The organism is Agrobacterium sp. rho-8.1 (assembly GCF_033957725.1).
Taxonomy (GTDB): domain Bacteria; phylum Pseudomonadota; class Alphaproteobacteria; order Rhizobiales; family Rhizobiaceae; genus Agrobacterium.
Genome location: NZ_CP192788.1, coordinates 1,784,402 through 1,808,459, shown reverse-complemented (window position 1 = coordinate 1,808,459; position 24,058 = coordinate 1,784,402). Strand labels below are relative to the sequence as shown.

Here is a 24,058-nt window from a genome sequence, read left to right as displayed (position 1 = left end):
GAGGACGATATGAGCTCGGTTTCCGTTCCCGGAGTTGAGAGCCAACTGACGGAAGCCAAGCGCAACGTCCTCCTGCTTGCATTGGCGCAGGCCATCATGGGGTCTGCGGGGCCGCTCAGCTTTTCGGTTGGTGCGCTCGCAGGCTACCAGCTTCTGGGTGCCGACAAGTCGCTTGCGACGGCACCTTTGACAGGTTTCAACATTGGCGTTGCACTGGGTGCCATCGCCGTCGCTCTCGCCGCCCGTTTTCTTGGTCGTAAGGCGGGCTTCATACTCGGTGCGCTTCTCTGTTCCCTTGGGGGAGGGATTGCGGCGCTGGCGCTTTTCCGCTCCGAGTTTTGGCTGTTCGTCGTCGGTTTGATGCTGATCGGCGTCTCCGGTGGCTTCACGCAGAAAATCCGGTTTGCAGCGGCGGATGCATCGCCTTCCTTTTATAAACCGAAAGCCATCTCATGGATTTTGGCGGGCGGTGTCATTTCCGCCATTGTCGGACCGCAGCTGGCGATCTTCGGCAAGGACCTGCTGGCACCGGTCACGTTTGTTGGAGCTTTTATCGCCTTCATTCCGCTGGGTCTCGTTGCTGCGGCGATTTTTTCATTTCTGAAGTTGCCTGAACTGCGTAACACCTCGGTCGCGGATGAACCGGCAAGGCCGTTGAGAGAGATCGTCACCACGCATCGGTTCGTCACCGGTATGATTTGTGGCATCGGCACTTACGCGCTGATGACATTCATGATGACAGGCGCGCCGCTTGCCATGGTCATCGGCTGCGGCTTTCCCAGTGAACTGGCCACGCTTGGCATCCAGTGGCACGTGCTGGCCATGTTCGGACCCAGCTTTTTCACCGGCATGCTGATTTCCCGTTTCGGCGCCGAGAAGATCGTTGCAGCCGGGCTTCTCGTTCTCATGGCCTGCGCAGTGATCGCGCATATGGGCATAGAGCTCTGGAATTTCTGGGTGGCGCTCATTCTTCTGGGAATGGGTTGGAATTTCGGCTTCATCGGCGCGACATCCATCGTCTCATCCAGCTATCGACCGCATGAAGCCGACAAGGTGCAGGGCTTCCACGATATCGTGCTGTTCGGCACGGTGGCTCTGTCCTCCTTCGCCTCTGGTCAGGTGTTTACGGCATGGGGCTGGTCGGTCATGAACCTCGTCATCTGGCCGGTCGCTGCCACCTGCCTCCTGCTCATTCTTTTCCTTTTGCTAAAACAAAAGCAAAAACCGCTCTGAATCAGTGTGATAAGATTTCCCGCGATCATCTTCGGGCTTGACGCGGCGGGTTTCGCCAACGCATCCTCGCCATGCAAGCCGTTGTTCCTTGGAGGGGAATAGGCGGCTTACCTTGGCGTGAGGGTTACACTTCCTTGCGCCCCGCATGGTTTCGCCCGCCGGGAAGGGAGAGAGCCCGGCACATTGGAGGTAAGTGCGAATGACCGTCATTGCATTGGTAATTTTATGCGGTGTCCTGTCCGTGGTATACGCGGTGTGGGCAACGAAAAGCGTTCTGGATGCCGATCAGGGCAGTGAGCGCATGCAGGAAATCGCAGGGTATATCCGTGAGGGCGCGCAGGCGTATCTCACACGTCAATATTTCACCATCGCAATCGTCGGTATCATCGTTGCAGCGGCGGTCTGGTTCTTTCTGTCGCCGGAAGCTTCTATCGGTTTCATCATAGGCGCTGTTCTGTCCGGCGTCGCAGGCTTTATCGGTATGCATGTGTCTGTGCGTGCCAATCTGAGGACTGCGCAGGCTGCATCCCACAGTCTGGCTGCAGGCCTCGACATCGCCTTCAAGTCCGGTGCCATTACCGGCATGCTGGTGGCCGGCCTCGCACTGCTGGGCGTTTCCATCTACTACCTCGTGCTGACAGCAGGGCTTGGCCACGCAACCGGTTCGCGCCAAGTCATAGACGCCCTTGTTTCGCTGGGTTTTGGCGCATCGCTGATTTCCATTTTTGCCCGTTTGGGCGGTGGTATCTTCACCAAGGGCGCAGATGTCGGCGGTGATCTCGTCGGCAAGGTCGAAGCGGGTATTCCCGAAGACGACCCGCGCAACCCCGCCACCATTGCCGATAATGTCGGCGACAATGTCGGCGATTGCGCAGGGATGGCAGCTGACCTGTTCGAAACCTACGCCGTCTCTGTCGTCGCCACCATGGTCCTTGCCGCGATCTTCTTTGCGGGTGCGCCGGTGCTCGAAAGCGCCATGCTCTATCCCTTGGCGATCTGCGCCGTTTGCGCCCTGACTTCGATCGCGGGCACGTTTTTCGTCAAGCTCGGCACCAACAATTCCATCATGGGTGCGCTCTATAAAGGGCTGATCGCGACGGGCGTCTTCTCCGTCGGTGGCCTTGCCATTGCCACGTCGCTGACCATCGGTTGGGGCTCCATCGGCACTGTGGCCGGTCGGGACATCACCGGCGTCAACCTGTTTCTGTGCGGCATCGTCGGTTTGCTCGTCACCGCTCTGATTGTAGTGATTACCGAATATTACACCGGGACCAACAAGCGTCCGGTCAATTCCATCGCGCAGGCCTCTGTCACCGGTCATGGTACCAACGTCATTCAGGGCTTAGCCGTTTCGCTGGAATCGACCGCACTACCTGCCATCGTCATCGTCGGCGGTATCCTCTCGACCTATCAACTGGCTGGTCTTTTCGGTACGGGCATCGCGGTCACGGCCATGATCGGCATTGCGGGAATGATTGTTGCACTCGATGCGTTCGGCCCTGTAACGGATAATGCAGGCGGTATTGCCGAAATGGCGGGGCTCGATCCCGATGTGCGCAAGGCGACCGACGCGCTGGATGCAGTTGGCAATACGACCAAGGCGGTGACCAAGGGTTACGCCATCGGGTCGGCGGGGTTGGGTGCGCTCGTGCTGTTTGCCGCCTATTCCAATGACCTCTCCTATTTTGCCGCCAATGGCGATCTCTATCCCTACTTCAAGGATATCGGTGACATCTCGTTCAGCCTCTCCAATCCATACGTGGTCGCAGGTTTGATCTTCGGCGGTATGATTCCCTATCTGTTTGGCGGCATCGCCATGACCGCCGTCGGCAAGGCTGCAGGCTCCATCGTCGAAGAAGTGCGCCGCCAGTTCCGCGAAAAGCCGGGTATCATGCTTGGTACGGAAAAGCCGGATTACGGCCGTGCAGTGGATATTCTCACCAAGGCAGCGATCCGGGAGATGGTCATTCCCTCGCTGTTGCCTGTTTTGGCTCCGCTCGTCGTCTATTTCGGTGTGCTGCTGATTTCGGGCTCCAAGGCGTCGGCCTTTGCCGCCCTCGGCGCGTCGCTGCTGGGCGTCATCATCAACGGCCTCTTCGTCGCCATCTCCATGACATCAGGTGGTGGTGCCTGGGACAATGCCAAGAAGAGCTTCGAAGACGGCTTCATCGACAAGGATGGGGTAACGCATCTCAAGGGTTCTGACGCGCACAAGGCGTCGGTTACCGGCGATACGGTGGGCGATCCCTACAAGGATACAGCCGGTCCGGCTGTGAACCCGGCCATCAAGATCACCAACATCGTGGCATTGCTGCTGCTGGCAGTTCTGGCCCACTGAACAGGATCGAACGAAAAAGCCCGCGAGAGTAAATCTCGCGGGCTTTTTTGCATCTGTGTAGTCGTTGAGATCAGAAACCGCTGCCGTTGTCGCCGCTCTGGCCCAGAATGCTCTTTGCAATACCGGCACCGGCTGTTCCGCCAGACAGCAGCTGTTGCAGGAAGGTGAGGTCCTTGCCGCCTGTCGGCGTGGTGCGGGAAATCGTATCGAAAACCTTGCCGTCCTGAAGCGTGTAGTTTGCTTTTTGTGATACGACGCCGTTCTTGTCGAAGTAGATCGCAAGAATGCTCTGTTCGACAATCTTCGGCTTCATGAAAGCCGCCTTGCGAACGCGCTTCTGGGAAATGTAGTAAAACACCTCGTTACCGAAAGTCGCTGTTGTGGAAGGCGTACCCATCGTCAGCAAAACCTGTTCGCGGCTGGAGCCCACAGGGATAAGCTGAAGGGACTGCTCGTCGGCCACATAACCGTTGTGGAAAACGTCGGTGGTGCTGGAGCAGGCCGTGAGAAGACTGGATGCGACGATGATCGCAACGGCAGTCTTGCTAAGAAACTTGGTCTGCGTTCCGGATTTCTGCTTGCTCACCTGCGTTTCCCCGACTGCGATCATGAATGGCACCTTCCGGCATTGCGTTTGTACCGCTTCTGTACACACGATTATGTCAATCCGGGGACAGGAATTCCCCGTTTTCCAAAGGAATGCAATGGATGGCCGATGATCAACGTGATCTGAACGGCATTGCAATTCTCGGATGCTTCGGTAAACCAGCTTTTGCAATCATGCAACAAGTGCCATGGGCGAGACGCGATTTCGTCGATCAATATTCGGAAATTTCGATGGTGTTCGGCCTTTTTAAAAAGAAAAACAACAATCAGGCCATTGTCGACAGGCAATACACGACCTTGACGACTGCGGCGCGTCACCCCGATTTTTATCTTCATCTTGGTGTGCCCGACACGGTCATGGGACGTTTCGAACTCCTGGCCATCGTTATGATTCTGTATTTCCGGCGTATGAAGACGGCCACAACCAGTGGGCAGGAGATTGCGCAAGAGATCATCGACGCCTTTTTTCAAGACCTCGATCATTCCATGCGTGAGCTCGGTATCGGTGATCAGGGGGTGCCCAAACGCATGAAGAAGTTTGCCGGCATGTTCTACGGACGACTCGAAGCATACGCTGCAGCACTTGATACTTCAGATGCGACAGCCCTTGCCGCAGCCCTTGTACGCAATATATACCCCCAAGTTGAAGCGTCCTCGCCCGATATGCTGGGACTTGCCAATTGGATGATGGAGGCCGCCGATGCGCTGGCTGCGCAATCGGAAGAGCTGATCGCGACTGGGCGCGTTACGCTGCCTGACCCGATTTGAAGAGGTTTTAATGAATTCGCAACACCCGGCCAATGACGATGTTCCTTTTTCCTATCCGGTGAAGGTAGGTCATATTTCCGCCAATCCGGTCAGGATTGGTCTCACGGCAAGTCCTGAAGAACTCGTGGGGCTCGCCAGATTGTGGAATGTCGTATCCGTCGAGTCGTTGAAGAGTGAATTGCAGGTCACCCGTTGGAAAAGGGACGGCTTGAAGATCACTGGTGATGTGCATGTGGCTTTGACGCAGGCATGCGTTGTCACACTGGAGCCGGTTCCGGGTGTTATCAATGAGAAGATTGATCAGATTTTTGTGCCTGAGGGTTCCAAGCTTGCGCGGATGTTGACCGACGATAAAGGCGAAATCGTTCTTGATCCGGATGGCCCTGATACTCCAGATCAGTTCACTGGTGACACGATTGATGTCGGTGTCGTGGTTGCAGAGTTCGCAGCACTTGCTATCGATCCTTACCCGCGCAAGCCGGATGTGGATTTTGCAGAATTTGGAGACGATAAGGTTGTGGAAGACAAAAAGCCATCGCCCTTCGCGGTGCTGAAGGATTGGAAAAAAGACTGAATCCGGTTGGAGATGTCCAATAATTCAGTTGTAAGAGAGCGCGGAAACGGTATTTTCGCGCAAAATTCCACCGCGTTGCGGTAAGAAGGATCAGGGACGAGTGATCAGAATAGCAATTGACGTCATGGGCGGAGATTTTGGCCCTGATGTTGCCATCCCGGGTGCTGCCAAGGCACTGGAGCGGCATACCGATGTAACCTTTCTGCTCTATGGGCAGAAGGCCATATGTGAACCTATTCTCGCGCAATTTCCTACGCTTCGGGACAGATCGCAGTTTTTCGATTGCGAAGTGTCCGTCACCATGGACGAAAAGCCAAGCCAGGCTTTGCGCCGGGGCCGTTATGTGTCGAGCATGTGGCGCGCCATCGAGGCCGTGAAGGTCGGTGAGGCCGATGTGGTCGTGTCTGCCGGCAACACTGGCGCTCTGATGGCCATGGCGAAATTCTGCCTTCGCACCATGGCTCGGGTTGAGCGTCCTGCCATTGCCGGCATATGGCCGACGACACGGGGCGAAAGCATCGTTCTCGATGTGGGTGCGACGATTGGTGCGGACGCACAGCAACTGCTCGATTTCGCCATCATGGGCGGTGCCATGGCCCGTGCGCTTTTCGATATCGACCGTCCGACGGTTGGCCTTCTCAATGTTGGCACCGAAGAGGTGAAGGGCCAGGAAGAAGTTCGCGAGGCGGGCCGCCTGATCCGTGAAGCCGATCTCGGCACCATCGATTATCGCGGCTTTGTTGAAGGCAACGACATTGGCAAGGGTACTGTCGATGTGGTGGTGACCGAAGGCTTTACCGGCAACATTGCCTTGAAGGCGGCCGAAGGAACAGCCCGGCAGATCAACACGCTGCTGCGTGAAGCGATTTCCCGTAGCTTCATTGCAAAGATTGGCTATATCCTCGCGAAAAGCGCCTTTGATGCGCTGCGTGAGAAGATGGACCCGCGCAAGGTCAATGGCGGCGTGTTCCTTGGATTGAATGGCATTGTCATCAAAAGCCATGGCAGTACGGATGCGATGGGCTTCGCCGCTGCGATCGATGTCGGTTATGATATGGCCCATAATGGCCTGACAGCTAAAATAGAAAATGACTTGAAAGCATACCACGCAAGACGTCTTCCGCCTCCGGCACCCGAAGCACTCGTTGTTGATGAGGAAATTTAGATGATGCGCTCGATTATACGAGGTTACGGTGCCGCGCTGCCAAAGCGCGTCATGACGAACAAGGACATTGAAGCAATCGTAGAGACCACGGACGATTGGATCGTTCAGCGCACCGGCATCAAGCAGCGCTACATTGCAGGCGAGGGCGAAACCACATCGTCGCTCGGCGAGCTGGCTGCGCGCGCAGCCCTCGAGAATGCCGGTATCAAGCCTGATGATATCGATCTCATTATCGTCGCGACGTCCACGCCAGACAACACATTCCCAGCCACCGCTGTGAACATTCAGAGCCGCCTTGGCATTACAAGCGGTTTTGCGTTCGACGTTCAGGCCGTCTGTTCCGGCTTCGTCTATGCCATGGCGACGGCAGACCTCTACATTCGCGGCGGTATGGCGACGCGCGTTCTGGTCATCGGCGCGGAGACATTTTCGCGTATTCTCGACTGGACCGACCGGACGACCTGCGTTCTGTTCGGCGATGGCGCTGGCGCTGTCGTCCTTGAAGCGGGCGAGGGTGAGGGCAAGACCTCTGATCGCGGCATTCTGACATCCAATCTACGCTCCGACGGTTCGCACAAGGACAAGCTTTATGTCGACGGCGGGCCATCCACGACCGGAACCGTGGGCCATCTGCGCATGGAGGGCCGCGAGGTTTTCAAACACGCTGTGGGCATGATCACGGACGTGATCGAGGCTGCATTCGAAGCGACCGGCACAACGGCGGATGATCTCGACTGGTTGGTGCCGCATCAGGCAAACCGCCGTATCATCGATGGTTCTGCAAAGAAACTCGGTATTCCCGCAGAAAAGGTCGTGATCACTGTCGATCAGCATGGCAACACATCAGCGGCTTCCATTCCGCTTGCGCTGGCTGCGGCTGCTTCCGATGGCCGCATCAAAAAGGGCGATCTGGTTATGCTTGAAGCCATGGGTGGTGGTTTCACCTGGGGCGCCGTTCTGCTGCGCTGGTAAAGTTTGGTTTATGAAGGCCGGTAAACCATTGCCACTATTAATGGAAATGCCTAAACGATTCTGGAAACTTTGCTTGACCGGTTGCGACAAGGGCAATAATCTCTGAGTGGTTCAGCAAAATAAAAGAGAGCGGTGCGGGGAAATATGGCCGGGAAAACAGTGACACGTGCGGATCTAGCCGAGTCTGTGTTTCGAAAAGTGGGGCTGTCCCGAACCGAATCCGCCGAACTGGTTGAAACCGTCATCGACGAAATCTGCAACGCGATCACGCGCGGTGAGGTCGTCAAGCTTTCCTCCTTCGCAACGTTTCAGATCCGCGAAAAGAATGAGCGCATCGGCCGCAATCCGAAGACTGGCGAAGAGGTGCCCATTTCCCCTCGCCGTGTCATGACATTCAAGGCGTCCAACGTGCTCAAACAGCGCATTCTCAAGGCGCACGCAGCTCGCAAGGCCAAGCAGAAGCCCCAAAAACCCGGCGCCTGAACTTCGCACTCGTGATCTCGCGGAGCGTTCTGCACGCAGAGATTCCCATCTTCTTGTGAAAACAGTTGAATTTCAACCGACAAGCCGTTGAAATAAGGTCGATTCGCATCATACCGTGCATCGTGTTTTTGAATCCTGCCTCTGGTTTGGATGGGAGTTGATCTTGGATAAAAGCCCCGACGCGTTTCGGACAATCAGTGAAGTTGCAGATGATCTTGACCTGCCGCAACACGTCTTGCGCTTTTGGGAAACGCGTTTTCCGCAGATCAAGCCCATGAAGCGAGGCGGTGGTCGGCGCTATTATCGCCCTGATGATGTCGACTTGCTGAAAGGTATTCGTCATCTTCTGTATGACCATGGTTACACTATCAAGGGCGTACAGAAGCTGTTGAAGACAAATGGCAACCGCTTCGTTTCGGCGATCGCATCAGGCGATATGGCGACGATGGAAGCCATTATGGCGACAAGCGGAGAGACCGTAGAGCCACGTGTTGCGGGTGGGGAGGAGGACGACGTTGTCGGCCGGCCCAAAGCAAAGCCGAGCGGTCGCTTCTTCGGCTTCGGCGGTGCTGGAGACGATACCCCGGAAATCTCCATCGGCAAGTCCAGCATCAGCAAGGACGACCGAGCCCTTTTGCAAGAAGCCTTATTTGATCTGCTGGAGTGCAAGCGGCTGCTGGATCAGGTGCGTTGATTTTCGTTAGCGCTTGTGGATAACCCATTTTTTTGATCCGCATTTATTTCAAATGCCAACCTTTCAGAAACTCCTTGGGCCGATAATGCGCTTCCAAGCATGTCTCGTACGCTGCAGTGCGGTTTACGAAATAGCCACGCGTTAAAAAGCGAATTCAAGGCTCGTTGCGGAAACATACGCGCGGCGTGTCGTAGACCAAGGAGTTTCGCCATGAGCAAGAGAAAACCCGCCACCCGCCGCCGCTCTTCCGCCAAATCCGGCGGTTCAGGCGTTTGGTCCTGGATGTTGCTTTTAGGCGTGGCGGTCGGCGGCATTCAGGTTTACGAGCACCGCGACAGTCTTCTGCCGCACCTAAAAGGCACGGTCGCCTCCGTCTCCAAGACAGTTTCACCGCCCTCCAAACCCGCAACACGCGAGGAGGCCTCCGAGCGGCAGAGAGCAGCACCGACGCAGACCGTCGCACTTCCTGCCAGTGGGGCTCCTATTCCACCTCGTGCTATTGCCATGCCATCGGGTTCATCGGCAACGCAGATGGCATCCGCGACCCTGCCTGCGCCCCGCCCACAGGTGCAGACCGTCTCTCTGACGGAGAAGCCGGGGACTTTCGCGTTTTGCGGCCGGTCCGGCCTCAACAATTGCGTGGCTGATGGCAACACCTTCTGGATGAAGGGTGTGAAGATGAAGCTCTCGGGCATCGATGTGCCGAACACGGATCAGGCTCGCTGCCTTGAGGAACGTCAGAAGGGCTTCACAGCAAAGGTCCGCTTGCGCGACATGCTGAACGCTGGCGGCTTCCAGGTCGCATCTGCGGGCGGCGCATCCACGCTGTCGAGATCAGGTGTCTCCTTCGCCGACCAGCTCGTGCGCGAAGGCCTGGCGCGTCGGGCCGGTGCTGCAAGCCAGTCCTGGTGTGGTTAAATCACGCCTTGCATCATGAGCCCCGTTGACCGCAGCCGCCTGCGCTGTGTAGATAAAACCGCAAGCGGACGTGGCGGAATCGGTATACGCAGCAGACTTAAAATCTGCCGACCCATGGTCTTGCGGGTTCAAGTCCCGCCGTCCGCACCATAAATTCATTGATGTTTGGCACATTTGTCTGCTGTATTTCACGTCATCTCGATGAGATAGAGCGGCTAGATCCCACCTGTTTTTTGTTCCCAATAGGGGAACATCACTTGTTCCCCTATTGGGAACGTGCTATTGCGTAGTCATGCAGATCATTGCGAAGTCCACGTTGAAGCAGTTCTGGCAGCGCCATGCGCAAGCCGAAACGCCCTTGAAAGCGTGGTATGCAATTGTCAGCAAGGCGGCGTGGAGCGGACCTGCTGATGTGAAGGCAATGTTTGGATCGACCGTTGACTTTGTGTCGGATAACCGCATCATTTTTGACATTTCAGGCAACAAATATCGGCTGATTGTCCATGTTGCCTATCCTTACAAGCGCATCCTGATCAAATTTGTCGGCACTCATAAAGACTACGATCAGATTAACCCGGAGATAGTGTGATGGATGACATCCGCGCCATCAGAAATGATGATGATCTCGCATCGGCCATTGCGACGATCAGCCCTTATTTTGATAATCCGCCGGAGTTCGGAACACCTGAAGCGGACCGGTTTGATATCCTGTCCACACTTATAGAAGCATATGAGGACAAGCATCATTCGATCGACATGCTAGAGCCCGTAGAGCTCATAAGGTCTCATATGGAAATGACCGGGCGCACCCAGGGCGATCTGGCAACGCTTTTCGGTTCGCGACCGCGTGCATCTGAAGTTCTGAACAAGAAGCGGGCGCTCACCGTCGACATGATTTACAAGCTTCAGAACGAATGGGGAATTCCAGCTGATTGCCTTGTCCAACCATACCATCTTGCGGTTCAGGAGCGGCGGTCCGCTTGAGGTCGATGCTGTCCTAACCCTTCCAGAACAACGGCATCAGCAGCACGAGCACGGTCAATATCTCCAGACGTCCAAGCAGCATCATCACCGATAGCAGGTAGAGCGCTGGGTCACTGATGGTGGAGAAGTTCCCTGCGGGACCGATGATGGGCCCGATCCCGGGGCCGACATTGCCGAGCGCGGTGGCGACAGCAGACGTTGCCGTCAGGAAGTCGTAGCCCATCGCGCTCATGGCGAGGCTGCCGCCGATCCACAGCGCGATGAAGCAACTGATGAACAGAAACACATTGCGGATGGTTTCAGCATCAACGATCTGGTTGCCGTAGCGAACGGAATAAACGGCGTCCGGGTAGAGCAGCTTCTTCAAGCCGGTTTTGACGACGTTGAACACGATGACGAAGCGGTATGCCTTGATGCCGCCAGCGGTCGAGCCGGAACAGCCGCCCATGAAGGTGGCAAAGAAGGCGACGACCACGACGAAGGGTCCCCATAGCGTGTAATCGTCGCTGGCAAAGCCGCCGGTGGACAGGATCGACGTCATGTTGAAGAAGGAATGGCTGAGTGCGATGTCGAGCGGCACGCCGTTCGTCATGTGGTGATAGATGCCGACCGCGAGCGAGATTGCGCAGAGATAGCCGATGAACACGCGGATTTGCGGATCGTGAAGAATGTCCAGCCGACCGCGGATCGCCAGCAGGATCATGACGGAGAAGGGCAGGCTTCCCAGAATGAGGAAGAACGTCGCGATCCACAGCAGCGCGACGTTATCGCCGAAAAAGGCGAAGGATGCGTCATGGGTGGAAAAGCCGCCGGTGGCTATGGCCGACATGGCATGATTGAGCGCATCGAAACGCGTCATGCCTGCAAAGTCGAAAGCGATGGTGCAGGCAAGCGTCATCATGACATAAATGCCGACGAAGGCTTTGGTGAAGCTGGCCAGCCGCGCAAAGGGCCGGTCATTGGCGGTGTCGGATGATTCCATGCGGAAGAACGTCATGCCGCCGACGCGCAACAGCGGCAAAATGAAGAGGCCAAGCGCCACAATACCGATACCGCCAAGCCAGCACAGCAGTGACCGCCAGAGGAGAATGCCCTGGGGTGCGTTGTCCAGCCCGGAAATCACCGTCGAACCGGTGGTGGTGATGGCCGAGATCGACTCGAACAGGGCTTGCGCAAATGTCAGCCCCAATTCGGAGAGATAGAGTGGTACGGCACCGATCAGCGAGAAGACGAGCCAGAGAACGTTGACCAGCAGAAAGCCGAATCTTCTATTGAAGGTCGGCATTGGACCGCGCGTGGCCAGCGCACAAGCGAGCGCCAGGCCGCCGCACATGAAACCCGATATTGCGAACACCGCCCAATCGCTGTTGCCATAATAGAGATCGGCCATGGCGGGTATGAACATAGCCGTCGCCATGTAGATCCCGAAGACCGATGCGATATAGACGACTGCGCGCAAAAGGTTGGCGTTCAATAAATGGAACCTTGATCGAGTGAAGCGTACCGAAGTTGCGCAAAGAGTCTTTGTAACAAGCGTTTTCCTATGGCATAGCGGGTGCCATCGTGAAATTCAATGGATTGAAAATCGTGGATAAAGTGCTTGTAGAGGCCGCAAGGCGGGAAATTCGGGAATTGTTTCCCGAAACGCCGTTGCAGTTGAATGAACATCTCAGCCGCCGGTATGGCGCCGAGATTTGGCTGAAGCGTGAAGACCTCACGCCCGTTCGTTCCTACAAGATTAGAGGCGCGTTCAATTTTCTCCGCAAGGCCGTCGCCACCACGGGCAAGGACAGGATCTTCGTCTGCGCGTCGGCTGGCAACCACGCGCAGGGTTTTGCCTTCGCATGCCGGCACTTCGGTGTGCACGGCGTTGTCTTCATGCCGGTGACGACACCGCAACAGAAGATCGACAAGACCCGCATCTTCGGTGGCGAGTTCATCAAGATCAGGCTGATTGGCGATATATTCGACCAGTGCTATGCGGCGGCCCGCAAGCATGTCGAAGAGACCAATGGCTACATGGTCTCTCCGTTCGACCATAAGGACATCATCGAAGGGCAGGCAACGGTTGCTGCCGAGATCGTCGATCAGTTGCCTGATAATGTCGCGCCTGACATGGTCATCATGCCGGTTGGTGGTGGTGGTCTTGCTTCTGGCATGACGGGTTTTCTGGCTGGGAAAGTGGCCAGCGAAAACTTCATCTTCTGTGAGCCTGTCGGCGCGCCAAGCCTCAAGAAGAGCCTTGAAGCGGGTCACGCGGTCACGGTCGCCAACGTCGATAATTTCGTGGATGGTGCAGCCGTTGCGCGCATCGGCGATCTGAATTTCGAGGCGTTGCAGCGTTTTCGCGCAGATCAGGTCGAACTCGTTCCGGAGAATGCGATCTGCGTGACGATGATCGAGATGCTCAATCTTGAAGGTCTGGTGCTGGAGCCTGCCGGTGCGCTTTCGATTGCCGCGCTGGAACAGCTCGGTCGGGAGAAGCTGGAAGGCAAGCGCGTGATCTGCGTCGTGTCAGGCGGCAATTTCGATTTCGAGCGTCTGCCGGACGTGAAAGAACGCGCCATGCGTTACACCGGCGTGAAGAAATACTTCATCCTGCGCCTGCCGCAGCGCCCCGGCGCCCTGCGCGATTTCCTCAATCTTCTGGGGCCCGATGATGACGTTGCGCGTTTTGAATATCTAAAGAAGTCCGCACGCAACTTCGGCTCTATTCTGATCGGCATCGAAACCACGGAGCCTGAGAATTTCAGCGGCCTGTTCGAACGTCTCGAAGACGCAGGGTTGGGATATGAGGATATCACCGAAAACGAAATCCTCGCCAATCTCATCATCTGATTGCGGCATATGATCAGGCAGGGTGGTTTTCGAACCATGCTGCGGACAGGAAACCAGGAAGGTAGACCATGGCTTCATTCTTCTCGAAACTCTTCTCCGCTTTCGGCTCGTCTCCATCGGATGACGCGCCAAAGAAGACCGAAGCGTCGGAGGGGCATCCCTACAAGGATTGCGTCATCTATGCGACGCCGATGAAAGAGGGCGGACAATTCCGCCTTGCGGGACGGATCGAAAAGACGGTGGGCGACGAAACTCTGGTTCACGAGTTCGTCCGTGCCGATGTCTTCACCAGCCATCAAGATGCTGTCGACTTTGCGGTCCGCAAGGCGCAGCTGATCATCGATCAGAGCGGTGCGACGTTGTTTGCGGACAAAAAATAACGGCCGCGAGACGCTCGCGACCGTTATGAGAACTGATGAAGGCGGCGCTACAAAAGCGCCGCTTTTTTATTAAGCAGCCTTGGCCAGTTCTTCGACCTTGGCAGACGCAGCGGCAAGCGCCTTTTCGGCGGCTTCAGGACCGAAGGCCAGGCCTTCGATACGAACGACTTCAACGTCGGTCATGCCCATGAAGCCCAGAACGGTCTTAAGGTAAGGAACGGCGTGTTCCAGCGGTGCTGCTGGGCCTTCCGAGTAAACGCCAGCAGACGACAGAACAATGTAGACCTTCTTGCCCGTTGCAAGGCCGACAGGGCCAGACTCGGTGTAGGTGAAGGTCAAGCCAGCGCGTGCAATGACGTCGATCCAAGCCTTAAGGCCGGAATAGATGTTGAAGTTGATGAGGCCGGTGCCGATGACGATGGTGTCGGCTTCCAGCAGTTCTGCGACCCGTTCGTCGGAATTCTTGGCCGCAGCAGCCTCTTCCGCGTTGCGATCAGCCGGTGCCTTGCGAATGGCTGCGGTGGTCACTGTGTCCAGATGCTTGATCGGGTTCTGGCCAAGATCGAGGTGGGTGATCGTGCCGTTCGTCTGCGCCTGAAGCTTGGCCGCGAGGTCGCCGGCAAACTTGTTGGACAGGGATTCGCCAGCGCGTGGGCTGGAGGTAACGAGAAGAATCTTCGACATTTGAAATATCCTTATATCAATTTTGAAGGTCGGATGGAGCAGGGGAACCCGATCGTTGCCGCTTGTATCGGTCAATGTTGTCATCTAGAAAACTGTGATAATATGGAAGTGACCTATCGAAAAACTGGATGGACCATGGAAGCCAACCCCACGCTGGACCAATTGCAGGTGTTTCTTTCCGTTGCCGAAACCGGCAGTTTTTCGGCGGCGTCCCGGGCCTTGAACCGGGCGCAATCGGTTGTCAGCTACAGCATCGCCAATCTCGAGGCACAGCTCGAGGTCACCCTGTTCGAGCGCAACGGCGTTCGCCAGCCCAAGCTGACAGAAGAAGGGGCGGCGATGCTGGAACATGCACGCCGCATCATCGCCGGTCTTCAGGATTTGAGAGCCCGTGCCAAAGGTTTGAAACAGGGGTTGGAAGCGGAAGTCACGCTTGCCATCAGTACCATGGTGCCTGCGGAGGCCGTGGTGGCGGTGCTTCGGGATTTTCGGGTGCAGTTTCCAACCGTCGCGCTGAACCTCAGTGTCGGCGAACTGGGCATGGTCATGGAGATGGTGCTGAACCGCAAGGCGGGCATCGGCATCGGCGGTGCCATGTTCCATCAGGATGACGGCCTGGTCATCGACAAGGTGGGTCACTCTTTCATGATCCCGGTTGCGGCGGCCGACCATCCTCTGGTGCTTTTGAACCGACCGCTGACGCTTGCGGACGTGCGCGAAGAGGTGCAACTTGTGGTGACAGACACATCGGGCCTGACCAAAGGCAGGGACTTCAATGTCTTGTCCTATAAGAAATGGCGCGTCAGCGATATCGCTACCAAATATCAGTTGATCAAAGGTGGTCTCGGCTGGGGAGGGCTTCCGGCGTCTGTGGTTCGCAACGATATCATCAATGGTGATCTGAAAGCGCTGGAGCTGGATTCCTACGAAGGCGGCGAATACCCGCTCTATGCCCTGCACAAGGCCGATACGCCCTGCGGCCCGGCGGCGACATGGCTGGTGGATGCGTTTCATCAACGCCTGTCCCAGTGCCCTGACAATCAGACATTTCTCGCCCACCTCACGCCGAGCCCAGAGACTGGTCTTCGCGACGCTGCGGAATAAACCGTACCGTACCGAACCGTACTGTTTTGCTGCAAGGTGACAGTGACAGGCAGGCGGCTTTGGAGTAAAAGCCTTGCAAAAGCGAAGAGCGGGGCTCATTGCCTCGCAGGATAAAACCTTCGTGTGAGAAAAATCGAGGAATAAGCAGATGCCAGTTTATCGCTCCAGAACGACAACCCACGGCCGCAACATGGCCGGTGCGCGTGGCCTTTGGCGCGCCACCGGTATGAAGGATGGCGACTTCGGTAAGCCGATCATCGCTGTCGTCAACTCGTTCACGCAGTTCGTGCCGGGCCACGTCCACCTGAAGGACCTCGGTCAGCTTGTGGCGCGCGAGATCGAGGCTGCTGGCGGTGTTGCCAAGGAATTCAACACGATTGCGGTCGATGACGGTATCGCCATGGGCCATGATGGCATGCTCTATTCGCTGCCATCGCGCGAAATCATTTCCGACAGCGTCGAATACATGGTCAATGCGCATTGCGCCGACGCGATGGTCTGCATCTCCAATTGCGACAAGATCACTCCCGGCATGCTGAGTGCCGCCATGCGCCTCAACATCCCTGCCGTTTTCGTATCCGGTGGACCGATGGAAGCGGGCAAGGTGGTTCTGCATGGCAAGACCGTGACCCTCGACCTCGTTGACGCGATGGTGGCTGCTGCCGATGACACGCTGACCGATGAAGAAGTCGATACGATCGAGCGCGCCGCATGTCCGACCTGCGGTTCATGCTCCGGCATGTTCACTGCCAATTCCATGAACTGTTTGACGGAAGCACTGGGCCTTGCCTTACCAGGCAACGGTTCCACGCTCGCCACACACTCTGACCGCAAGCGCCTGTTCGTCGAGGCCGGTCACCTGATCGTCGATCTGGCCCGCCGCCATTACGAACAGGATGACTACACCGTCCTGCCGCGCTCCATCGCGACCAAGGCAGCGTTCGAAAACGCCATTGCGCTGGACATCGCCATGGGTGGATCCACCAACACCGTGTTGCATATTCTGGCAGCGGCCCATGAGGGTGAGGTCGATTTCACCATGGAAGACATCGACCGCATGTCGCGCCGGGTGCCGTGCCTTTCCAAGGTCGCGCCTGCCAAGAGTGACGTGCATATGGAAGACGTCCACCGCGCAGGTGGCATCATGCGTATTCTGGGTGAGCTGGACCGCGGTGGTCTCATCAACCGCGATTGCTACACGGTGCATGAACCGACGCTGGGCGATGCCATCGACCGCTGGGATATTACCCGCACCAACAGTGAAACCGTGCGCCAGTTCTTCAAGGCCGCCCCCGGTGGCGTGCCGACGCAGGTTGCCTTCAGCCAGTCCTCGCGCTGGGATGAGCTGGATACCGACAGCGACAATGGCGTTATTCGCTCCGTCGAAAAGCCGTTCTCCAAGGATGGCGGTCTGGCCGTGCTCTACGGCAACATCGCGCTGGATGGCTGCATCGTAAAGACGGCAGGCGTTGACGAGTCGATCCTGAAATTCAACGGCGTTGCTGTCGTTTACGAAAGCCAGGACGCTGCGGTGAAGGGCATTCTGTCCAACGAAGTCAAGGCAGGCGATGTCGTCGTTATCCGCTACGAAGGCCCCAAGGGTGGTCCGGGCATGCAGGAAATGCTGTATCCAACCAGCTACCTCAAGTCCAAGGGTCTCGGCAAAGCCTGCGCTTTGATCACCGACGGCCGTTTCTCTGGCGGTACATCCGGTCTCTCCATCGGCCACGCTTCTCCGGAAGCGGCGCAGGGCGGAGCCATCGGCCTTGTGCGCAACGGCGACGCCATCGAAATCGATATCCCCAACCGCACGATCAACCTCAAGGTCCCAGACTCTGAAATGGCCGCGCGCCGCGCAGAGCAAGATCAGTTGGGCTGGAAGCCAGCGGAACTGCGCAAGCGTAACGTGACGACGGCGCTCAAAGCCTACGCCGCATTTGCTTCCAGCGCTGACCGTGGTGCTGTGCGCATTCTGCCGGAGTAAGGCTTAACCTTGACTGTCATCCTCGGGACAAGCCCGAGGATGACAGTCGTGATGAAGACAAGTTTTGTAATTCGTAACGACGCAAAGATACGACCTTCTTTCGCTGCGCACAGAACGACTGCATCCTCCCGACATCATTGAAACCAAGCTTCTCCATCAAACGGCAGGATGCCCTGTTGTCGCTGATCGGGTTTGCATGAAGCGTGTTGACCTTCATGTGTGTGAAAGCATGGTGGATGACCAGCCTGCTGGCTTCTTCGCCACACCCTGTTGCCCATGCGCTGCGGCCCAGCCATAGGCCGAATTCACCAGATAAACCGACGAGACCAATCAATCGACCGTTGTCGATGGCCCAGACGGGCGATTTCTTTTTCCGCAACCGCAAAATCAACCGTCGCGCGTCGTGAATGGTGACGGGATATGACGAGCGCAGGAGATTGCGCAGCACCAGTGGATCGTTGGTGATCCGCGCCAGTTGAGGCGCATCGGTTATGTCGAACGGTCGAAGAACGAGACGTTCGGATGTCAACCGGGGCACTTGTTTGTAGGAGGATCGCATGTGTCTGAGCATGGACAATTCGGCTGCCGATGCCAACCGTATTTGGAAACGGGGAACCGCATCTTTGCAGCCACGTTGCCAGACAGTGAGAAAACAGGATTCGAAAACCAATGAAACGTGCAATCGTAACCGGCGGTGCCGGTTTGATCGGAACCGGTATCATCGAGGCTCTTTTGAAAGATGGCTGGACCGTCGCTTCTTTTGATATCACGGAGAGCAACACGAAGGCGCAGCACATCCATTGCGATGTGGGTGATGAAGCGTCCGTCCTTAAGGCCTTCCGACAGCTTGGCTGGAGCGGACTGGAGCTTCTCGTCAACAATGCCGGTATCGCTGGACCCAACACCGGACCGATTCATGAATTGTCGCTCGCTGATTGGCGCACGGTAACCGACAGCCATCTGACCGGTGCGTTTCTGATGACGAGGTCGGCGGTTCCGTTGATGGGCGAGGGGGCCAGCATCGTCAACATGGCCTCCACGCGCGCCTTCATGTCGGAGCCGGAGACGGAAGCCTATGCGGCATCCAAGGGCGGGTTGGTTGCACTGACCCACGCATTGGCGGTCAGCCTCGGCCCGACCATTCGCGTCAACGCCATCGCGCCTGGTTGGATCACCAGTGATACAGGTCTGCGCAAAGAAGACAACGAGCAACACCCGGTGGGCAGAGTAGGCCGCCCGGAGGACGTCGCAGATGCCGTTGCCTACCTTGCTGGCGCAGGCTTCATGACCGGGCAGGTTCTGGTGCTGGACGGAGGCATGACGAAGAAGATGATTTACGAAGACTAGTCGCTCGAAAATGATTCAATGCGCTACCAGACTGATTCAATAAAGCGTTGGAAGTCGTTGTTTGCGTGCGATTGTCACGTGTGAAAGAGGTCACAAACGAGTGAGGGGGCCTTCTGCTTCTTTCGAAAGGCATTAATTAAGACATCATGAAACGCCGCACAGCACTTGCCCTCATCGCTTCCCTTCCACTCGCTTCTGTCGTCCGCGCGCAGACGCGGGATGGTGTGCCAAAGCTACTCGAAGATGCCGACGCGCTGGATAGTTTGAAGACGGTCATTGTCAGTATCGATGGCAAGGACATCGCCAGCCGCGCCTATCACGGCGCGTCTTTGAATGGCTCGACCAACATCAAGTCCGCGTCGAAATCCATTGTGTCTGCGCTCGTAGGAGTTGCGATCGATCGTAAAATTTTGGAAGGCGTGGATCAGCCGATCGCCTCCGTGTTGCGAACGGATTTTCCACCCAAGCCCGATTCTCGTCTGGAGCAGGTGACGATTGGCAATCTCTTGTCCATGCAATCCGGTCTGGAAAGAATGTCGGGGCCAAATTACGGTCGCTGGGTCTCTAGCCGAAACTGGGTGCGCATGGCGCTCGGTTCCGGTTTTGCAGGCGAGCCCGGCGGTGGAATGCTGTATTCCACAGGGTCTACGCATCTGCTTTCGGCTATCCTCACAAAAGCGTCCGGCAAATCGACGCTGGCCCTAGCGCGTGACTGGTTCTCGCCGCTCGATGGCTTCTCCATTGGCTCGTGGGAGCGCGATCCGCAGGGCATCTATCTGGGTGGAAACCAGATGGCGATGACAGCGCGCTCTCTGCTTGCTTTTGGCGAACTTTATCGTCGCGGCGGCCTCTCGCCCGACGGAGAGCGAATTGTGTCGCAAAACTGGATAGACCAATCCTGGGTCCAGCGCACCAACTCCGTCTTTAACGGCGACGGCTACGGTTATTGCTGGTTCATCAAGGAGATGGCGGGTGAAATGGTTTATTACGCATGGGGCTACGGTGGCCAGATGCTCTACATCGTACCCTCGAAGAAACTGTCGGTGGTGATGACGTCGCGCGAGGAAGCACCATCTGCCCGTACTGGATATCGCAACCGGTTGCACGAGCTAATGGGTGGAATCATTTCAGCGGTTTAAAGCGGTCTGTTGATGTTGAGAAAGGCATCGCCGAGTTTCTTCATGCGCTCATCATAAGCGGTGGTCAGGCAAGCGACGTCAGCGGCGCAGGTCTGGCGGTGTTTCAGCCATTCACTCTGCTGGGTCTTCAGCTCATCGCGCGCACCCATGGCCATCAATTGCGTCAGGATATCGAAGGTCGTCGCCATGCGAACGTCCTGATCGTTCAACGCGCGGTTTTCACAAATCGTCTTTTCGTCTGCGGCTAGGTCTGTCTTTGCGCAATCGAAGCTTGCGGCGCCCACGGGTGATCCATGAGAGTATGAGGCGATAACAATCAACGCAGCAAGACTATGTTTCCTGAAATGCATGTGGATCTCTTTTCCATGATCGGGCTTATAAGTCGTCTAAAGCAGGAAACGTGGCAACTTGTTCCATTCCGTCGTTTAAGCCACAGTCCGTCATGATCTTGCCGCCCTTTGATTTATAGGCTCAAGCGTTATAACTCCATCATATTGATGAGGATGAGGAATCACATGCCGAGCATGTTGAACTATCTAACAACGGGACTGCTGGCGACGATGCTCGTTTTACCGGTTCCGGTGCACGCGCAAGACAATAAAACCGTGCCTGCGAATACCACTGAAATGCAGCTTTCTTTCGCACCGCTGGTGAAGCGAACGGCTGGCGCTGTCGTCAACGTGTACGCAGAACGGCTCGTTCAAAAACGGGCCTCGCCGTTTGCGGGCGATCCATTTTTCGAGCAGTTTTTCGGTCAGCAATCACCGAACCGGACCGAAAAGCAGTCCTCGCTCGGCTCCGGTGTCATTGCCACTGCGAGCGGCCTTGTGGTGACCAACAATCACGTCATCGAGGGCGCTGATGATATCAAGGTGGCGCTTGCCGATGGTCGTGAATTCCCTTCGAAAGTTTTGTTGAAGGATGATCGCCTCGATCTTGCCGTTCTTCAGATCGATGCGAAGGAAGAATTCCCGGTTTTGGCGCTCGGCAATTCCGATGCGACAGAAGTCGGTGACCTTGTTCTGGCCATCGGCAACCCCTTCGGCGTGGGGCAGACGGTGACCAGCGGCATCGTTTCGGCCCTCGCCCGCAACCAGGTGACCCAGGGCGATTTCGGCTTCTTCATCCAGACGGATGCGTCGATCAATCCCGGCAACTCAGGCGGTGCGTTGATGAACATGGCGGGTGAGCTGATCGGCATCAACACGGCGATCTTCTCGCGCGGAGGAGGCTCCAACGGTATCGGCTTTGCCATTCCGGCCAATCTGGTACGCGTCTTCCTCGCCGCTGCCGAAAAGGGCGATACCACCTTCCAGCGGCCCTATGTCGGTGCAACCTTTGATCCTGTGACGTCGGAAGTCGCCGAAGCGCTCGGTCTCAAGCGCGCCCGCGGCGCGCTTGTTGTCGGCGTCGTCAAGGATGGGCCTGCCGAAAAGGCGGGTATCGAGCCGGGGCAGGTGGTGACAGCCGTCAACGGCATTGCTGTGGAACACCCGGATGCGCTGGGGTACCGCCTGACCACAGCTGGAATCGGCAAGTCTGCGACCATCACTCTGATCGACAAGGGCAAAGAGAAAAACGTGACCATCGCGCTCGACGCGGCACCGGAAACGGCACCCCGTGATGAACGCCTGCTGGAGGGACGCAATCCCTTTGCTGGTGCGACAGTCGCCAATCTTTCGCCCAAGCTTGCCGATGAGTTGCGCATGCCGACCAGCACCACAGGTGTTGTCATCATGGATGTGAAGCGCAATTCGCCAGCAGCCCGTGTTGGTTTCCAGCCCAAGGACATCATCGTTTCGCTGAATGGTGCGGATATGACGTCCACCGCCAATGTCGAAAAAGCGCTGGAGGACAATCCCGGCTTCTGGCGTCTGGAAATCATTCGCGATGGTCAGCGTATCCGGCAATTCCTGCGATGAGTGGCGATCTCTTCGCCCCGCAAATTCCAGCGGAGGTCGCCAACCGGCGGCCTTTGGCGGACAGGCTGCGTCCGACCACGCTTGCGGAGGTTACGGGTCAGCCGCATCTGACGGGGGAAGAGGGCGTTCTGCGCCGCATGATCGAGAGCGGCTCACTGGGCTCGATGATTTTCTGGGGCCCTCCCGGCACCGGCAAGACGACGGTTGCGAGGCTTCTATCGGGCGAAGCGGAGCTGGCCTTCGAGCAGATTTCCGCCATATTTTCCGGTGTGGCCGATCTCAAGAAGGTATTTGAGAGTGCCCGCACCCGGCGCATGAACGGGCGTCAGACATTGCTTTTCGTGGACGAAATCCACCGCTTCAACCGTGCCCAGCAGGATAGTTTTTTGCCTGTTATGGAAGACGGCACCATCATTCTCGTCGGTGCGACGACCGAAAACCCATCCTTCGAACTCAATGCGGCTCTTCTGTCGCGCGCCCGGGTGCTGACATTCAAATCGCACGACGAGGAAAGTCTGTCTGAACTCCTGACCCGCGCCGAAAGCGTTGAGGAAAAGCCGCTGCCGCTGACGGACGATGCACGCGCCTCGCTGATCCGGATGGCGGATGGAGATGGGCGTGCAGTTCTGACGCTGGCGGAAGAGGTCTGGCGCGCTGTGCGCAAGGACGAGATCTTCGACACGGAAGGCCTCACTCACATCGTGCAACGTCGTGCGCCGGTTTACGACAAGGCTCAGGATGGCCACTACAACCTCATCTCAGCACTGCACAAATCCGTGCGGGGTTCCGATCCCGATGCGGCACTGTATTATTTGTCGCGGATGCTCGATGCGGGTGAGGACCCGCTCTACCTTGGGCGGCGGTTGGTGCGCATGGCGGTGGAGGATATTGGCCTCGCGGACCCGCAAGCGCTGGTCATCTGCAATGCCGCCAAGGATGCCTATGATTATCTCGGTTCTCCCGAGGGCGAACTGGCTCTGGCGCAGGCCTGCGTTTATCTCGCAACAGCACCCAAATCCAACGCCGTTTACACTGCCTACAAAGCGGCGATGAGGGCAGCCAAGGAGAACGGCTCGCTGTCGCCGCCCAAGCATATTCTCAACGCCCCGACCAAGCTGATGAAGAGCGAAGCCTATGGCGATGGCTATCGTTACGACCACGATGAGCCGGACGCCTTTTCAGGCCAGGATTACTTTCCGGAGAAAATGGGCCGCACAACCTTTTACGATCCGCCGGATCGCGGTTTTGAGCGGGATATTCGCAAGCGGCTCGATTGGTGGGCGAAGCTGCGTCGTGAGCGAAACGGCAAATAGGGCGTGACTAGAGCGTTTCCATTCAACAAGGAAGTGCTCTAGCCCATTGCTCCAGCTTTTTCGCGAACGAGCGTTACGGCACTCGGCGGGAGAATCTTGACCGCCGATTCCGCCAGCGTGTGATGACCTTCGCAGTCCACGATCAGGTGCCAGTGGGATGTTTCGGGAACCGTCACGCGCAGCGGAGATCTTTTCGCCACGCCACCCAGATATTTGAAATCCAGCATTTCGATAAAGCGCTGATAATCACCCGATGTCATCAGTCTAACATTGTTCACCGCGTTCAGCGATACCTCGATGATCGCGCCTGCGCGCAACTCTTTCAGGTCATAATGGGTGAAGGGAAAAGCAGGCACGACCATGGGTTAACCCGTCTGTATAGAAGCGTCCCATAAAGCTACGCTCCTATGATTAACGCTTCCTTTCGAGATTGCCCGGCACAGCCAGTTGCAAAGTATCGCCATGAAAATAGGTGATGAAAAATCTTTGCTCATGTATTTATTGCGAGATTTTCAATCAGACGTCAGCCCGTATTTGGCTGAAGCGGTCACATCGTTATGGCGCGCGATAAGAGGCTGTTCATTTTAGATCTTTAATTCCCTTCTAATCCCG

Annotated in this window: 25 protein-coding genes and 1 tRNA gene; 20 read left to right on the top strand and 6 right to left on the bottom strand. The window is 56.7% G+C overall.

Annotated elements, in window-relative coordinates; all coding sequences use genetic code 11:
* Nucleotides 1-9 precede the first annotated feature (9 nt).
* Together RMR21_RS09090 and RMR21_RS09085 are read left to right on the top strand one after the other, a co-directional pair.
* A complete protein-coding gene (locus RMR21_RS09090; RefSeq protein WP_498667648.1) occupies nucleotides 10-1,233 on the top strand; it encodes an MFS transporter in 1,224 nt (407 codons plus the stop codon).
* A 199-nt stretch (nucleotides 1,234-1,432) separates the two neighbouring features.
* On the top strand, nucleotides 1,433-3,571 hold the full coding sequence (locus RMR21_RS09085; protein WP_498667647.1) for a sodium-translocating pyrophosphatase: 2,139 nt from the start codon (nucleotides 1,433-1,435) through the stop codon (nucleotides 3,569-3,571).
* 70 nt (nucleotides 3,572-3,641) lie between these two features.
* Here RMR21_RS09085 and RMR21_RS09080 read toward each other — a convergent pair whose 3' ends face one another.
* Entirely contained in the window at nucleotides 3,642-4,181 is a 540-nt protein-coding gene (locus RMR21_RS09080; RefSeq protein ID WP_498667646.1) for an outer membrane protein assembly factor BamE, read from the bottom strand.
* A 227-nt stretch (nucleotides 4,182-4,408) separates the two neighbouring features.
* Here RMR21_RS09080 and RMR21_RS09075 point away from each other — a divergent pair, with 227 nt between their 5' ends.
* The 10 genes from RMR21_RS09075 (at nucleotide 4,409) to RMR21_RS09030 (ending at nucleotide 10,735) form a co-directional block, all read left to right on the top strand.
* Nucleotides 4,409-4,945: a ubiquinol-cytochrome C chaperone family protein gene (locus tag RMR21_RS09075; protein ID WP_498670119.1), complete on the top strand. Its 537-nt coding sequence runs from the start codon at nucleotides 4,409-4,411 to the stop codon at nucleotides 4,943-4,945.
* A 10-nt stretch (nucleotides 4,946-4,955) separates the two neighbouring features.
* Nucleotides 4,956-5,519, top strand: a complete 564-nt coding sequence (locus RMR21_RS09070) for a YceD family protein (RefSeq protein WP_498667644.1) — start codon at nucleotides 4,956-4,958, stop codon at nucleotides 5,517-5,519.
* A gap of 100 nt (nucleotides 5,520-5,619) precedes the next feature.
* Entirely contained in the window at nucleotides 5,620-6,684 is a 1,065-nt protein-coding gene (plsX, locus tag RMR21_RS09065; protein ID WP_498667642.1) for a phosphate acyltransferase PlsX, read from the top strand.
* Nucleotides 6,685-7,656, top strand: coding sequence for a beta-ketoacyl-ACP synthase III (locus tag RMR21_RS09060; RefSeq protein ID WP_498667641.1), 972 nt, complete (start codon nucleotides 6,685-6,687; stop codon nucleotides 7,654-7,656). It begins immediately after the preceding gene.
* Nucleotides 7,657-7,800: 144 nt separating this feature from the next.
* Nucleotides 7,801-8,139, top strand: a complete 339-nt coding sequence (locus RMR21_RS09055; RefSeq protein WP_174153425.1) for an integration host factor subunit alpha — start codon at nucleotides 7,801-7,803, stop codon at nucleotides 8,137-8,139.
* Between the two features lie 163 nt (nucleotides 8,140-8,302).
* Nucleotides 8,303-8,833, top strand: coding sequence for a MerR family transcriptional regulator (locus tag RMR21_RS09050; protein WP_498667640.1), 531 nt, complete (start codon nucleotides 8,303-8,305; stop codon nucleotides 8,831-8,833).
* Between the two features lie 210 nt (nucleotides 8,834-9,043).
* Nucleotides 9,044-9,751 carry a nuclease gene (locus tag RMR21_RS09045; protein ID WP_498667639.1) on the top strand — a complete coding sequence of 236 codons (708 nt, stop codon included), beginning with the start codon at nucleotides 9,044-9,046 and terminating at the stop codon, nucleotides 9,749-9,751.
* Nucleotides 9,752-9,815: 64 nt separating this feature from the next.
* Nucleotides 9,816-9,901, top strand: a tRNA-Leu gene (locus RMR21_RS09040).
* Between the two features lie 142 nt (nucleotides 9,902-10,043).
* Complete coding sequence (locus tag RMR21_RS09035) at nucleotides 10,044-10,340, top strand: type II toxin-antitoxin system HigB family toxin (protein WP_498667637.1); 297 nt, start codon at nucleotides 10,044-10,046, stop codon at nucleotides 10,338-10,340.
* Nucleotides 10,340-10,735, top strand: a complete 396-nt coding sequence (locus tag RMR21_RS09030; protein ID WP_498667636.1) for a helix-turn-helix domain-containing protein — start codon at nucleotides 10,340-10,342, stop codon at nucleotides 10,733-10,735. The genes RMR21_RS09035 and RMR21_RS09030 overlap by 1 nt, the downstream gene beginning before the upstream one ends.
* 13 nt (nucleotides 10,736-10,748) lie before the next feature.
* Here the strand turns inward: RMR21_RS09030 and RMR21_RS09025 are convergent, their stop codons facing one another.
* Entirely contained in the window at nucleotides 10,749-12,209 is a 1,461-nt protein-coding gene (locus RMR21_RS09025; RefSeq protein ID WP_498667635.1) for a TrkH family potassium uptake protein, read from the bottom strand.
* Between the two features lie 113 nt (nucleotides 12,210-12,322).
* On the opposite strand from RMR21_RS09025, the gene ilvA reads away from it, so the two are divergent.
* The gene (gene ilvA, locus RMR21_RS09020; RefSeq protein WP_498667633.1) at nucleotides 12,323-13,573 is read left to right on the top strand and encodes a threonine ammonia-lyase; all 1,251 of its coding nucleotides are present in this window, start codon (nucleotides 12,323-12,325) and stop codon (nucleotides 13,571-13,573) included.
* 68 nt (nucleotides 13,574-13,641) lie between these two features.
* A complete protein-coding gene (locus tag RMR21_RS09015; protein WP_498667632.1) occupies nucleotides 13,642-13,953 on the top strand; it encodes an HlyU family transcriptional regulator in 312 nt (103 codons plus the stop codon).
* A 69-nt stretch (nucleotides 13,954-14,022) separates the two neighbouring features.
* On the opposite strand, the gene RMR21_RS09010 is transcribed toward RMR21_RS09015, so the two are convergent.
* Entirely contained in the window at nucleotides 14,023-14,637 is a 615-nt protein-coding gene (locus RMR21_RS09010) for an FMN-dependent NADH-azoreductase (RefSeq protein ID WP_498667630.1), read from the bottom strand.
* A 135-nt stretch (nucleotides 14,638-14,772) separates the two neighbouring features.
* Here RMR21_RS09010 and RMR21_RS09005 point away from each other — a divergent pair, with 135 nt between their 5' ends.
* Both RMR21_RS09005 and ilvD read left to right on the top strand, forming a co-directional pair.
* Nucleotides 14,773-15,741, top strand: coding sequence for a LysR family transcriptional regulator (locus RMR21_RS09005; protein WP_498667628.1), 969 nt, complete (start codon nucleotides 14,773-14,775; stop codon nucleotides 15,739-15,741).
* Nucleotides 15,742-15,889: 148 nt separating this feature from the next.
* The gene (gene ilvD / locus RMR21_RS09000) at nucleotides 15,890-17,725 is read left to right on the top strand and encodes a dihydroxy-acid dehydratase (RefSeq protein ID WP_498667626.1); all 1,836 of its coding nucleotides are present in this window, start codon (nucleotides 15,890-15,892) and stop codon (nucleotides 17,723-17,725) included.
* A gap of 16 nt (nucleotides 17,726-17,741) precedes the next feature.
* Here ilvD and RMR21_RS08995 read toward each other — a convergent pair whose 3' ends face one another.
* Nucleotides 17,742-18,296 (bottom strand): GNAT family N-acetyltransferase, encoded by a 555-nt coding sequence (locus tag RMR21_RS08995; protein WP_498667624.1) that lies wholly within the window; start codon nucleotides 18,294-18,296, stop codon nucleotides 17,742-17,744.
* Nucleotides 18,297-18,394: 98 nt separating this feature from the next.
* Here RMR21_RS08995 and RMR21_RS08990 point away from each other — a divergent pair, with 98 nt between their 5' ends.
* The gene (locus RMR21_RS08990; protein ID WP_498667622.1) at nucleotides 18,395-19,072 is read left to right on the top strand and encodes an SDR family NAD(P)-dependent oxidoreductase; all 678 of its coding nucleotides are present in this window, start codon (nucleotides 18,395-18,397) and stop codon (nucleotides 19,070-19,072) included.
* Between the two features lie 146 nt (nucleotides 19,073-19,218).
* Nucleotides 19,219-20,211: a serine hydrolase domain-containing protein gene (locus RMR21_RS08985; protein WP_498667620.1), complete on the top strand. Its 993-nt coding sequence runs from the start codon at nucleotides 19,219-19,221 to the stop codon at nucleotides 20,209-20,211.
* Here the strand turns inward: RMR21_RS08985 and RMR21_RS08980 are convergent.
* The gene (locus RMR21_RS08980; protein WP_498667618.1) at nucleotides 20,208-20,561 is read right to left on the bottom strand and encodes a lysozyme inhibitor LprI family protein; all 354 of its coding nucleotides are present in this window, start codon (nucleotides 20,559-20,561) and stop codon (nucleotides 20,208-20,210) included. The two genes, RMR21_RS08985 and RMR21_RS08980, sit on opposite strands and share 4 nt — an antisense overlap.
* A 165-nt stretch (nucleotides 20,562-20,726) precedes the next feature.
* On the opposite strand from RMR21_RS08980, the gene RMR21_RS08975 reads away from it, so the two are divergent.
* Both RMR21_RS08975 and RMR21_RS08970 read left to right on the top strand, forming a co-directional pair.
* The gene (locus tag RMR21_RS08975; RefSeq protein ID WP_498667616.1) at nucleotides 20,727-22,133 is read left to right on the top strand and encodes a DegQ family serine endoprotease; all 1,407 of its coding nucleotides are present in this window, start codon (nucleotides 20,727-20,729) and stop codon (nucleotides 22,131-22,133) included.
* Complete coding sequence (locus tag RMR21_RS08970) at nucleotides 22,130-23,446, top strand: replication-associated recombination protein A (RefSeq protein ID WP_498667614.1); 1,317 nt, start codon at nucleotides 22,130-22,132, stop codon at nucleotides 23,444-23,446. The genes RMR21_RS08975 and RMR21_RS08970 overlap by 4 nt, the downstream gene beginning before the upstream one ends.
* A gap of 38 nt (nucleotides 23,447-23,484) precedes the next feature.
* On the opposite strand, the gene RMR21_RS08965 is transcribed toward RMR21_RS08970, so the two are convergent.
* Nucleotides 23,485-23,808 carry a DUF1883 domain-containing protein gene (locus RMR21_RS08965; protein ID WP_498667613.1) on the bottom strand — a complete coding sequence of 108 codons (324 nt, stop codon included), beginning with the start codon at nucleotides 23,806-23,808 and terminating at the stop codon, nucleotides 23,485-23,487.
* Nucleotides 23,809-24,058: the final 250 nt, after the last annotated feature.

Bases quoted from the DNA above. Each gene is read 5' to 3' on its own strand.
- RMR21_RS09090 (WP_498667648.1), top strand. From the start codon at position 10: ATGAGCTCGGTTTCCGTTCCCGGAGTTGAGAGCCAACTGACGGAAGCC.
- RMR21_RS09085 (WP_498667647.1), top strand. From the start codon at position 1,433: ATGACCGTCATTGCATTGGTAATTTTATGCGGTGTCCTGTCCGTGGTA.
- RMR21_RS09080 (WP_498667646.1), bottom strand. From the start codon at position 4,181: ATGATCGCAGTCGGGGAAACGCAGGTGAGCAAGCAGAAATCCGGAACG.
- RMR21_RS09075 (WP_498670119.1), top strand. From the start codon at position 4,409: ATGGTGTTCGGCCTTTTTAAAAAGAAAAACAACAATCAGGCCATTGTC.
- RMR21_RS09070 (WP_498667644.1), top strand. From the start codon at position 4,956: ATGAATTCGCAACACCCGGCCAATGACGATGTTCCTTTTTCCTATCCG.
- RMR21_RS09060 (WP_498667641.1), top strand. From the start codon at position 6,685: ATGATGCGCTCGATTATACGAGGTTACGGTGCCGCGCTGCCAAAGCGC.
- RMR21_RS09055 (WP_174153425.1), top strand. From the start codon at position 7,801: ATGGCCGGGAAAACAGTGACACGTGCGGATCTAGCCGAGTCTGTGTTT.
- RMR21_RS09045 (WP_498667639.1), top strand. From the start codon at position 9,044: ATGAGCAAGAGAAAACCCGCCACCCGCCGCCGCTCTTCCGCCAAATCC.
- RMR21_RS09035 (WP_498667637.1), top strand. From the start codon at position 10,044: ATGCAGATCATTGCGAAGTCCACGTTGAAGCAGTTCTGGCAGCGCCAT.
- RMR21_RS09030 (WP_498667636.1), top strand. From the start codon at position 10,340: ATGGATGACATCCGCGCCATCAGAAATGATGATGATCTCGCATCGGCC.
- RMR21_RS09015 (WP_498667632.1), top strand. From the start codon at position 13,642: ATGGCTTCATTCTTCTCGAAACTCTTCTCCGCTTTCGGCTCGTCTCCA.
- RMR21_RS09010 (WP_498667630.1), bottom strand. From the start codon at position 14,637: ATGTCGAAGATTCTTCTCGTTACCTCCAGCCCACGCGCTGGCGAATCC.
- RMR21_RS09005 (WP_498667628.1), top strand. From the start codon at position 14,773: ATGGAAGCCAACCCCACGCTGGACCAATTGCAGGTGTTTCTTTCCGTT.
- ilvD (WP_498667626.1), top strand. From the start codon at position 15,890: ATGCCAGTTTATCGCTCCAGAACGACAACCCACGGCCGCAACATGGCC.
- RMR21_RS08995 (WP_498667624.1), bottom strand. From the start codon at position 18,296: ATGCTCAGACACATGCGATCCTCCTACAAACAAGTGCCCCGGTTGACA.
- RMR21_RS08990 (WP_498667622.1), top strand. From the start codon at position 18,395: ATGAAACGTGCAATCGTAACCGGCGGTGCCGGTTTGATCGGAACCGGT.
- RMR21_RS08985 (WP_498667620.1), top strand. From the start codon at position 19,219: ATGAAACGCCGCACAGCACTTGCCCTCATCGCTTCCCTTCCACTCGCT.
- RMR21_RS08980 (WP_498667618.1), bottom strand. From the start codon at position 20,561: ATGCATTTCAGGAAACATAGTCTTGCTGCGTTGATTGTTATCGCCTCA.
- RMR21_RS08975 (WP_498667616.1), top strand. From the start codon at position 20,727: ATGCCGAGCATGTTGAACTATCTAACAACGGGACTGCTGGCGACGATG.
- RMR21_RS08970 (WP_498667614.1), top strand. From the start codon at position 22,130: ATGAGTGGCGATCTCTTCGCCCCGCAAATTCCAGCGGAGGTCGCCAAC.
- RMR21_RS08965 (WP_498667613.1), bottom strand. From the start codon at position 23,808: ATGGTCGTGCCTGCTTTTCCCTTCACCCATTATGACCTGAAAGAGTTG.